The sequence below is a fragment of the Spiroplasma endosymbiont of Dactylopius coccus genome (assembly GCF_977110965.1).
In genome coordinates this window covers 99,675-112,100 of record NZ_OZ373019.1, presented here as the reverse complement: position 1 = coordinate 112,100, position 12,426 = coordinate 99,675, and the positions used below count along the sequence as shown (strand labels likewise).

The window sequence follows — 12,426 nt, the reverse complement described above, 5'->3', positions numbered from 1 at the left end:
GGAATCTTTTAAACATAATTAAACTAAAAAAGGGAATAATTATTTCTAACCTGACAGTTAATTAACATTTTATTTTCTTTGTCATTTTTTTGTTAAAAAGATTTTATCATTTGACAACTTATCGATTAAAAATTTATTTTTCAACTATAAAATAACATTTATGATATTAATTTAATCAAAAATAAGTTAAAAAAGATCCTAAACAGGTTCTAAGATGAATATACAATTTCATAAAAATCCAAATTATTTCTTGTCTAAATTTATAATAAGACTGTGTATGAAGTAATTTATTCCGGATTTTTGACAATCTCCCAATAACAATTATTGGTAAAGAGTATATTAATAATATAATTTTATTTAGAAAATAATTATTTTTGATAGTACTGTAAAACAATTGTTATTTATAACGAATGTTGGTATTCTTATATAGTGCTTAAATAATATACAATCTATGTTTATACAAATAAAATGATTTAGGAGTGAAGAAATATGAACACTTCTTCTAGGACAAGAAAAACTAAAAATCTTGGATTTTTTTTAAGGATTTTTAGTTTAATAATTATTGTTTCTGCAATAATAATTTCAGTAGTGTTTAGTGCTAAATATGTTGAAAATAATAGTAAATTAAGTATTGAGTTTGCTGGTGGTTATCAAACACAAGTTCAATATGAGGGTAAAGGTAAACAAAAAGATGTTATTAATTTATTAAAAGACAGAGTTGACCCTTTAGGTACTAGTAACGTTTATATTGAAAGCATTACTAGCAATAATAATAAGTATAATTTAGCGTTGAGTAAAGATGCGGGAGTTGATATTTCTACTTTTGTTCACAGTGTATCACGACGTGGTTATTCTTATATTGTTGATAAAGATGGTAATGATTTATTAGCAACCGAAAAGAAAGATGACAAAGCTACTACTTGAACAAAAAGAGATAAAAGATTATTAACTAGTGATGTTTTTTCTGCTATTAAAGCTGTTAATAATTCTGTTACTCATCGCCCAGAACTTGTTTTTGATGTTAAAAATGATTCAGTTTTAAAAGAACTTACTTCTGCCAAAGAAAATACATTTTATATTTATTCAGATATTGGTCAGTTATTAGATTATATTCGAAGTAGTATGGAGGGTATTCGCTCCCTTGCTTTTATAATTGATAATCTTAAAAATGATACTGATGGTAAGATTAAAGCATCATTAACATCATTATTAGATAATAATACACCAGGTCTTGGTAAAGGTACTGATATTTTAGCTAGAGCTAAAGCACAAGACCCTACTTTAGCACGACTATTAAATCCTAATCAAAATGGTCAATTTGGTATTAATTGAATTTATTCTGATAATTTAGGTTCAGTTCATAGTCTTTCTGTTGATACTAATGATGAAAAAAATACATATGATCCTGCTAATCGCTTTGATCCTTTTGCTTCTCCTATTGTTGGTTCACCTATGAATGCATGATTGCCTTATATTAAAGATTTATTACGTTTACCAGATGTTTCAGATATTTTACATGAAGATGTTATTGATTATCGTTATATTCCATATTGAGTTGGTGAAGTTAAAGTAACTAACAATAGTATTTCAATTAATTCAGATACTTTTAATCTTGAAATAGTTGAACAAATGAAAAGTGTTTTAACATCAGGATTGTCAAAAAATAATTTTACTATGTTATCTTATGCTAATGTTAGTCCAACGCTAGGTGCAACATCTTTAAAAATTGCAGTTGTTATTATTATATTAGTTACCTTTGTTCTTATGACTATTGTTCTGTTTTATTATCGTATGTTAGGAGTTATTGTTCTAATTATAATATCATTATTTTTATTATTTACTATTGTTAGTTTTGTTTTCATTAATGGCATAATTGCTCCTGAAAGCGTAATTGCTTTAATTATTGGTTTTGCACTATTATTAGATACAATTATTAATTTGTTGGAACGTTTTAAAAATGAATATATGCAAGGTAAAACTTTGATTAGTGCTTTTAAATCAGCAAATAAGAAAACATTATCTTCTTCATTAGATTGTAGCGCTATTATTTTAATTGTTAATTTAACTATTTTCTGATTTGGAACTCGTGCTATCAAAGGTTTTATTATTATGACTTCTATTGCTACTTTTGGTGTAATTATTTTTGGAATTATCTTATTAAGATTAATGTTATGAACATTATTACGAAATAACTGGTTAGAAAATAAACCTCAACTTTTAGGAACTAATAATATTAGTAGAAAAAGCACTATAGTTTTAAATAATTCAATAGATACAAATAATATTAAAAGTAGTGATAAAAAAATAAAAAAACAATTAATTTCAGAAAAATGTCAGCTTCAAATTAGTTATAAAAATAAAGTTAAAGAATTAATTAAAAAATTTAAAGTTGATAAGCAGCAATTAAAAAAAGAACATAGTAAATCAAGATCAGTTTATAAGTCAAAAGTAAAAGATTTAAAATTAAATCTTTCACAAGAAATTAATAAATTGAAACAAGAATTAATTAATGCATTAAAACCGTTAAAAATTCAAATAGTTAAAGCAAAAGACAAAAAAATATTAGTTAATTTTAAAAATGTTTTTTCAAAACTTAAAATAAGTAACTGAAATTATTTTCATAAATTAACAAAATGAATTCTTTCAGGTTCTGCTGTTATTGTTCTTGCTTCAGCTATTACTTATGGTGTAATTGGTTCTAATTTTGGTTCTGGTTTTGATCAACGAACTGATTTTGTTGGAATGGGTACAATTCAAGATCCAAGTGATCCTAGTTACAATATTATTAAAGAAGCAGAATTAGCAAAAGATTTTATTAGTAAAGAAATTCAAAATAATAGTCAATTTAGTAAATATTTTAAAAATATTAATTTTTCCTTAGTTGCTGGTGGTGAAGGAAAACGATATCAGTTTAAAATTATTGTTCAAACAACAGTAAATTCTCAAAGTATGCAGCAAAGGTTTAAGAATTTTTTAGGGGAGATTACTAGAAATAGAAATTGAAAACAAAAATCTATTTTACAATGAGGAGAAATTGATCTAGTTGTTGCTAAGTCAGGTGTAGATTTATTAGTTAATATGATTATTTCAATTGCTTTATCTTTTATTGTTATTTTAATTTATATTATTATTAGATTTCAATTAACTTATGTTATTCCTTTAATTTTAGCTATTATTTTTAGTTTACTAATGACACTTGCTATTATTAGTATTTTCCAAATTGTAATTTCTACTTCAATTGTTGGAATATTATTGGGAGTAATGATTTTAACAATAATTAGTATTATGTCAATTTTTGATAATATTCGTGAAATTAAGATTAATAATAATCAAACACAAGTTATTAGCACAGAAGAAATAATTGAAATTTCAAATAAAAGTGTTCAAAAGGCTTTACCAAGAACATTAGTTATTAATGGTGTAGTATTAATAACATCAGTAATTGTTATGTTTATTATTCCTAGTTTCTGAATAGTTAGTTTATCATTATTAATAGGTTGTATAGTAAGTTTAGTATCATCTTACTTTATTGCTCCTTTTATTTGAATTTATTTTGAGAAATGAAGAGTTTATAGATATAAAAAACGTATTAATAAAATTAAAAAACATTTCATTGGTGCAGATGAATATGTTATTAAAGGTATTAATGAATAGGTGGTTGCAATGACAAAAGAATCATTAAAAAAAATTATTATTAATATTCCTGATTTTCCAATTAAAGGTATCCAATTTAAAGATATTAACCCAATATTAAGTAATCCAGAAGCATTTCAAAGTGTTGTTAATATTTTTGTAGATTTTATTAAAAAATGTGGAGCAACAGCAATTTTAGCACCTGAAGCAAGAGGATTTATTTTTGGTGCTGCTATAGCATATAAGTTGGGTATCAAATTAGTTCTTGCACGCAAAAAAGGTAAATTACCAGGTAAAACCTATAAAGTAACTTATAATTTAGAGTACGGTACTGCTATATTAGAAATGCAGCAAAATGTACTTTCAACAAAAGATAAAGTAGTAATAATTGATGATTTGATTGCAACTTCGGGAACAATTAATGCTTGTCTTAATTTAATAAAACAAAGTAATGCTCAATCAGTTGGCATTGCTACTTTAATTTCGCTTTCTGAATTTGCTAATAAACATCATTTTGATAATATTCCGCTGTTAGAAATAATTCAGTTTTAATAAGTAGTAAATAATGAATAATTTAACTTGTAAAGATTTTAACCAATTATTAGCGGAAGCAAAAACATTTATCAAAGATCCTAAGCAAATTACAAAAATTAAAGTAGCTTATGAATATGCATTATTAAAACATAAAGATCAATATCGAAAGAATGGTGATCCTTATGTTTATCATGTTTTATCAACAGCATATAATTTAGTATTATGACATTTAGATGTCTCTTCAATACAAGCAGGATTTTTACATGATATTTTAGAAGATACACCAACAACTTTTGATGAGTTAGTAGCAGAATTTGGTTTGGAAGTTGCTAATTTAGTTTTAGCTGTAACTAAAGTTAGTCATTTTGCAAAAGAAAAAAGAAATGAAATTAAAGCTAATTATTTACGTAAATTATATTTAAGTTTAGCTCATGATATTCGTGTCATTATTATTAAAATGGCAGATCGTTTACATAATATTAGAACTATTAATTTTTTAAATCCCGAAAAACAAATAATTATTGCTAAAGAAACTTTAGAAGTTTATGCTTCTATTGCTCATCGTCTAGGTATGCGTAAATTACAATCAGAACTAGAAGATCTTTCTTTTGCAGTATTACATCCTAAAGAGTATAAAAAAATTGATAACCTTATTAATTTGGATCGTGAAAAACGTGAAAAATTAGTTAATGAAATTATTAAAGAATTAAGTAAAACATTATCACAACATAAAAATTTAATTTTTAAAATTTATGGTCGTAGTAAACACTTATATTCTATTTATCGTAAAATGTATTATTTTGGAAAAGATTTTGATGATATACATGATATTTTAGCAATTAGAGTTGTTACTAATTCTATTGATAGTTGTTATGCCATTTTGGGTTATATTCATCAAAGTTTTACTCCTGTTCCGGGTAGATTTAAAGATTATATTGCAACACCAAAAAATAATATGTATCAATCATTACATACATCTGTTGTTTTTGATAATGAAATTTATGAATTACAAATTAGAACTGAAGAAATGGAAGATTTTGCTGAAGCAGGTGCAGCTTCGCATTGAAGATATAAAGAAGGGGAAAATAAAAATCCTAAGAAACGTCAAGCAGAAATTGATGAAAAATTAAATATTTTTCAAGAAATATTAAATTTAAATGACTTAAATCCAAATGTTGATGAAAACATATTAGCAGATAATATTGCCAAAGATAATAATTTAGAAAAAGAAATTCGACAAGATATTTTTAGTGATTTAATTTATGTATTAACTCCAAATGGTAATGTTATAACATTACCATTTGGTTCAACTGTTTTAGATTTTGCTTTTAAAGTTCATACTGAAATTGGTGAAACAACAGTAGGTGCAAGAATAAATGGTATTTACTCTCCTATTAATACTGTTTTAAAATCAGGTGATATTGTTGAAATTAAAACTGCTAAAACTGCACGCCCTTCTCGTGATTGATTAAATATTGTTAAGACCAATTTTGCTCAACATAAAATAAAAAAATATTTAAATAATCAGCAAGAAAAATTTAATCAAGAAAATAAAATTAAAGATACAGAAAACAAAGAGAAAATAAAAAAAACAAAGGAAAAAATAGAAGAATATATTATTGAAAATCACATTCGTTGAAAAATTGCAAAACATAATGTTATTATGTCAAGAATTATATCATTAAAATATAAAACGTATGAAGATTTTTGCTTAGATGTTGCTAATGGAACTTATACAATTGAACAGGCGGTTACTACTATTTTATATAGTGATTCAGTAACATTTCAAGAATTAAAAACTAAACAACAAACAACAATGAATTTAAGTAGTAATAATGAAATTATTATTGAAAATGCCCCCAATACTAAAACATCATTGGCTCATTGTTGTTTACCTATCCCTGATGAACCAATTGCGGGTTATATTACTAAAGGGCAAGGTATTAAAGTTCATCGTTTAATTTGTCCTAATGTTAGTTTGCCAGAGCGTAAAGAACGTATTATTGATACTAAGTGAAATTTATTAGCAACCAGTCATCATCTTTATAATTCAAAAATTCAAATTCAATATTTAGATCGACCAGCATTGATGACTGATGTTTTAAATATTTTGGGCTATTTAAAGGCACAAATTCAAAGTATTGATGCTAATAATAAGCTTAAGGAAAATCATGGAAGTTTAAAAATTTTAATTAAAGTTTCTAATATTGAACGTTTACATCAAATTATTTCATCAATTAAAAAAATTCCTGATATTATTGCAATAAACAGAATAATTATGTAATATTTTAGTATAATATTTTGAGCATTTAAAAGTAAATTTAGGGTAAACATTAAGAGACAGTGTGGTTGGTGCAAACATTGGTTAACTAATTTTATGACATTAAATAGCTTGTATTATTAATTAATTAAATATGATAAATTATAATTAAGTGCATTTACTTTGTAAATGAATTAGGATGGTCGCGTTAAGAAACGTTCCTAAAATAAAGGAACATTTTTTTAGAAGATTTATTTTTTATTAAAAGGAGTAAAAAAAGTATGCAATTTCAAAAAGCAAGAGGAACACGTGATATGTATAATGAAGAGGTTATTATATATCGTAATATTATTAAATCTTTAACACAGTGTGCAATTAAATATAATTATCAAGAATTTATTACTCCTATTTTTGAAAAGGCTCAACTATTTTTACGAGCCGTGGGAGATAGAACTGATATTATTCAGAAAGAAATTTATCAATTTAATGATAAAAATGATAGATTATTAGCTCTTCGTCCTGAAGGAACAGCGGGTATTGTTCGTGCTATAATTGAAAATAAATTATATAAATCTAAGCAAACGTTAAAGTATTTTTATTATGGTTCAATGTTTCGATATGAAAGACCTCAAAAAGGGCGTCAACGTCAATTTAATCAATTTGGTATCGAAACTGTTGGTGTTAAACATCCTTTAGTTGATGTTGAAGTAATGATGATGGCCCTAGAACTGATAAAAAGTTTTTCAATACCAAATTTAACTTTAAATATTAATTATTTTGGATCTAATGAAACAAAAAATAAATACCAAATAGCACTTAAAGAACAATTATTAAATCAAAGTAAGCAATTGTGTGAAAATTGTCAAATTAGAGTTAAAGTATCGCCGTTAAGAGTTCTTGATTGTAAAATTTGTACTAAATTAAATTTAGAAATACCATATTTAAATGATTTTTTAACTAATGAAGAAAAAACATATTTTACAACCATTATTAATAGTTTAAAAAATAATAAAGTTAATTTTATTATTGATGAGCATTTAGTTCGTGGTTTAGATTATTATAATGGTATTATTTTTGAAATAACTACTATTGATTCACGAATTGGTGAAAGTCAAAATACTTTACTTGGTGGTGGTAGATATGATAATTTATTTAATGAATTGGGTTCACCATTAAAAATACCTGCTATTGGTTTTGCAATTGGTATTGAAAGATTAATGTTATTATTGGTAGAAAATAAAAATATTAATAAACCACCAATTATTGATTTACAAATTATTGCTTTAAGCGAATTAGGATTAATAATAGCTTCCGATTTATTATTACAATTACGTAAAGAAAATTATCATATTGATATGGAATATAATTTATATCAAGATAAAAATAAGTCACAGATTATTGATCGTAGTTTAGCCAAAAATATACTATTTTTAAAAGAAAAAAATCAGGTTAGTTTTTATTCTTTTGTTAAAAAAGAAATGATAAAATTAATTTTTGATACTGAACAGCAATTGCTTAGTAAGGTTAAAAATCTATTATTAGAGGAGAATGAAGAATATGGAAAAACTCTTTAGAACTCATACATGTGGTAATTTAACGCAGGGTGATATTACAAAAGAAATTATTATTAGTGGTTGAGTTAAAGATATTCGTATTAATAAATTTGGTATTTTTATTGATTTACGTGATATGTATGGAACAACACAAGTCATTGTTAAACCAGATAACGGATATTATCAAGAAATAAAAAATGTTAAAGTTGAATCTGTTTTAAAAGTAATTGGAACAGTTGTCTTACGAAAAAATAAAGATGCAAAAACTGCTAATGATATGATTGAAGTAGTAGCAAAAGATATTGAAATATTAAGCAATTCTATTAATTTACCATTTGTTATTAAAAATGATAATACGCTTGCTAGTGAAGAATTACGTTTACAATATCGCTATTTAGATTTAAGAAGACCAGCAATGAATTATAATATTAAATTTAAACACCAAGTTCTTAGTTGCTTACGAACATTTTTGAATCAAAATAATTTTTTAGAAATTGATACTCCTTGCTTAACAAAATCAACACCAGAAGGTGCTCGTGATTTTTTAGTTCCTGCTCGTATTCAAAAAAAACATTTTTATGCTTTACCACAATCACCACAAATTTATAAGCAATTATTAATGATATCAGGTATTGACAAATATTATCAAATTGCTAAATGTTTTCGTGATGAAGATTTTCGTGCTGATAGACAACCCGAATTTCAACAATTAGACTTAGAAATGGCATTTACTACTAATAAAGAAATTAAATTAATAGTAGAAAATATGATAATAAGTCTTTTTAATACTTTAAAAATTGGTAATATTCCCTCAACATTTTCATCGATTACCTATGATCAAGCAATGGATTTATATGGTAGTGATAAACCTGATTTGCGTTGTACATGTAAGTTAATAAGTATTAATATTAACAATAATAGTGATGGATTTATTTATAAGGGTTTTATAGTTAATGATAAAATGAATGAAACAACTATAAAAAAAATAACAGAAATTAGCAATCAGCATGGAGGAAAAACATTAATAATTTATGACTTAATTAAAAAAAAATTATTCATAATAATTCTAAAGTAAAGTTTGATGATTTAGTTTTAGCAGAAGAAATATCAAAAATAAAATATAATAATAATTTTTTAATTTTCGTATATGAACAACAAGATGTTGCTAATAAAGTTATGGGTGCTATTAGAAGTTTTTATATTAATGATTTGTCAAAACGAATTAATCATAAAGATTTTATGAATAATATTGAAAACTTTGAATTTATTTGAATTATTGATTGACCAATGTTTGAACAGGAAGAAAATAAATGACAAGCTTGTCATCATCCTTTTACAAGTCCAAAAAATCCTGAAAAATTATTAGATATAAAAAATAAAGATTTAGGAACTTTAACTGCAGATGCTTATGATTTGGTTTTAAATGGTTTTGAAATTGCTGGTGGGAGCGTTAGAATTCATGATTATAAATTACAAAAAAAGATTTTTGAATTATTAGATTTAAGTAAAACAGAAATTGAAAATAAATTTGGTTTTTTCTTATCAGCTTTTAATTACGGAGTTCCTCCACATGGTGGTATTGCTTTTGGCATTGATCGTTTATTAATGATTTTAATTAAGAATGAATCAATTCGTGATACTATTGCTTTTCCTAAAAATAATCGTGGTATTTGTTTATTAACAAATAGTCCTAGTGAAATTTCATCTGATCAGTTATCAATATTAAATTTGGAATTTAAGAAGTAAAATTTTAATTTTAAAGTGATTAGAAGTTTAATAAAATTAGAAAATATAAATATTAAAAATCTCTAATGAAAAACAATTTAATTATTTTTCATTAGAGATTAATTATGTAATTTAATTGAAATCAATTTTTCAATAATGTTAAATTAATAATTATTAATTTCAATTATATTTTTTTTGATATTTGTTAATATTCAAGTTCAATAAATGGTTCACTATTTTTGGTTTTTAGATGTCATATAGCTGGTAAATTTTTTTGAACTAAAGTAAAGATATTATTTGGTGGTAAGCATTTATAAAGTGAACCGTCATTAGTTTTAGTTTTTCCATATCCGTTTCATGTAGTAACATATAAAAATTTGTATTTTTATTAAAAACTAATGATAGTACTCCCCCTTTTATTCCAGACATTGGTTTAAAGTTTGTTTCTTCTGCTAAACATTTGTAAACTTCATCATTACTAGGAGATTGATATGAACCGGTTCAAACTCCTGCATAAATATTATCATCATTGTCAAAAGTTAAAGAAGAAACAGATTTATTTATGAGGCTTTTTAGAAATCTGTGTATCTTTGTTTTACAAAGTACTAGTTAAGATTAATTCTATCTTCAAATTTTATCATAAAATGAGCAATTGCTGTATTTCAATTTTGAATGGGCATTGTTCATTTTTTTGTTATATTTTCAATTGCTAAATAAAATATTTTCAATTCTTCCATATCATTAGGAAAAACTTTTTTATTTCTGATAACTTTTCGTAATTGACTATTAACAGATTCAATAGCATTTGTGGTATAAATTACTCTTTTAATTTCTGTTGGATAACTAATAAAAACTATCAAATTTTCTCAATTTTTATATCAAGATTTAGCAATTTGAGGATATTGTTTATTTCACTTATTTTCAAATGTTTCTAAAGCCTGCATTGCTTGTTCTTCACTACATGCAGTATAAATTGGTTTTAAATCTGCAACTAGAGATTTTCTATGCTTATATGAGACATATTTCAAACTATTTCTAATTTGATGAACGATGCATAATTGATGTTCTGTTTTAGTATAAACTGATTGTATTGCTTCTGAAATTCCTGTTAAATTATCACTACAAGCAATAAGAATATCATTTAAGCCTCGATTTTTCATTTCTGTGAAATTGGCTAATCAAAATTTAGAACCTTCATTTTCACTAATTCATAAGCCTAAAACATCTTTTTTACCTTCTAAATCAACTCCTAAAGCTATATACACAGATTTGTTAATAATGCGTTTATCTTGTCGTATTTTAACTACTATGCAATCAAAATAAACAATCGGATAAATACTATCTAATGGTCGATTTTGCCATGCTTTTACATCATCAATAACATCATCAGTAATTTGACTAATAACACTTTCACTAATATCAGCACCATGATATAACTCTTGTAATTGCATTCTAATATCTGATAAATTTTATTAGCATTCAATATTACTCGATCTTTAAGCAAAAAAGGCTGTCCTTATGACAATGCTGTTGATGAAGCAACTTTTAAAACTTTCAAAACAGAATTGGCATGAGTTAGATAAGTTGGTAATGTTTAGTAAACTTATCTAACTCATGCCTTTTTAAATATAAGAGAGATTGTAATTACAATCTCTCGTTTTTTACATTTGTGATGAGTTTGGTTTATATCCACTTGTGGAAGATTCATTTTGTAAATCAATTGAATTTATTTCTGTTATTTCGTTAAAAAATGATTCTTTTCAGTTATTAGGATCATCAAAAACTTCATTTATAGTTTTTAAAATTAAATCTTCACTTGGTTCTTTTTCTTTTAATTCTCATAATTTATCAGTAGTTAAAAAAGTTAAATATTCTACCATTTCTTCGTTATTAACAATTTCTGGATCATCTTTAAAGTTTTTTAAAACTAATTCTTTTACTTTAGCTGTAAGTTCTTTTTTTAATTTATCTTCAATGTTTTCATTAATTTCTTTACCTGGATCATTTTTAACTTGCTCTTTTAATTTTTCAGCAATTTTATTTGCTATTTCATCAGTATTTTCAAAAATTCCTAAGTTAAACATAGAATCAATTGCTTGAGTTATATTAACAATTTGTTCTAATTTATCTAAAGTTTTGTCTAAAACATTTCATGTACTTTTTAAAATATTTTTAACTTTACTTCCGCGCTTATCATATTGATTTTTATCATAATCTTTTATATGCGCACTTTCTGGTTTATGTGGTGGTTTTGATGGTTTTTCAGGTTTATGTGGTGGTTTCTTTTTATCAGTTAATTCGTCAGTTAAATAATCCATTTTTAAAACTCCTTTTAATAAAATTAATTTATTTTTAATAGTTTTATAGTTTTAAAATATCTTTATTTGTTTAAGTACAATTAAATACAATTAAGTACAAGATTAAGAAAAAATTTATTAATCATTTTTTATAAACAAAAAAATGTTATTTTTTTATTAAGGCATACTCATCTTGAATAGATGCTATTTTTTTCTGAACCACTATTAATATCTCTTTTTTTATGTTTTTCATTAGTAATTAATTAACAATTATTGTTCAAAATTTAAATCAATAAATTTGACTTTAATACTTCATAATTATTGTTTTTTTTGAAAGTAAATAATTTATATTTACTTTCAAAACAAAGCAATTTTTTATTTTCATTAATTTTACTACTTTTTTAAAATAAAAAAAGCCCCTAAA

General features: G+C 24.2%; 7 protein-coding genes and 1 pseudogene. 6 read left to right on the top strand and 2 right to left on the bottom strand.

The window, feature by feature from the left end; all coding sequences use genetic code 4:
- Positions 1–489: 489 nt before the first annotated feature.
- From secDF to ACXUB0_RS00700, 6 genes are all read left to right on the top strand, one after another.
- Entirely contained in the window at positions 490–3,654 is a 3,165-nt protein-coding gene (secDF, locus tag ACXUB0_RS00725) for a protein translocase subunit SecDF (protein WP_458257424.1), read from the top strand.
- Between the two features lie 9 nt (positions 3,655–3,663).
- On the top strand, positions 3,664–4,185 hold the full coding sequence (locus ACXUB0_RS00720) for an adenine phosphoribosyltransferase (protein ID WP_458257423.1): 522 nt from the start codon (positions 3,664–3,666) through the stop codon (positions 4,183–4,185).
- A gap of 13 nt (positions 4,186–4,198) precedes the next feature.
- Positions 4,199–6,451 (top strand): RelA/SpoT family protein, encoded by a 2,253-nt coding sequence (locus ACXUB0_RS00715; RefSeq protein WP_458257422.1) that lies wholly within the window; start codon positions 4,199–4,201, stop codon positions 6,449–6,451.
- A 257-nt stretch (positions 6,452–6,708) separates the two neighbouring features.
- Positions 6,709–8,001 (top strand): histidine--tRNA ligase, encoded by a 1,293-nt coding sequence (gene hisS, locus ACXUB0_RS00710; protein ID WP_458257421.1) that lies wholly within the window; start codon positions 6,709–6,711, stop codon positions 7,999–8,001.
- Positions 7,985–9,055, top strand: a complete 1,071-nt coding sequence (gene aspS / locus ACXUB0_RS00705; RefSeq protein WP_458257420.1) for an aspartate--tRNA ligase — start codon at positions 7,985–7,987, stop codon at positions 9,053–9,055. The genes hisS and aspS overlap by 17 nt, the downstream gene beginning before the upstream one ends.
- A 101-nt stretch (positions 9,056–9,156) precedes the next feature.
- Positions 9,157–9,726 (top strand): amino acid--tRNA ligase-related protein, encoded by a 570-nt coding sequence (locus ACXUB0_RS00700; RefSeq protein ID WP_458257419.1) that lies wholly within the window; start codon positions 9,157–9,159, stop codon positions 9,724–9,726.
- 584 nt (positions 9,727–10,310) lie between these two features.
- On the opposite strand, the pseudogene ACXUB0_RS00695 reads toward ACXUB0_RS00700, so the two are convergent.
- Both ACXUB0_RS00695 and ACXUB0_RS00690 read right to left on the bottom strand, forming a co-directional pair.
- Positions 10,311–11,174, bottom strand: a pseudogene (locus ACXUB0_RS00695) (IS256 family transposase); the annotation flags it as partial.
- Positions 11,175–11,366: 192 nt separating this feature from the next.
- The gene (locus ACXUB0_RS00690) at positions 11,367–12,023 is read right to left on the bottom strand and encodes a hypothetical protein (protein WP_458257418.1); all 657 of its coding nucleotides are present in this window, start codon (positions 12,021–12,023) and stop codon (positions 11,367–11,369) included.
- Between the last annotated feature and the right edge of the window lie 403 nt (positions 12,024–12,426).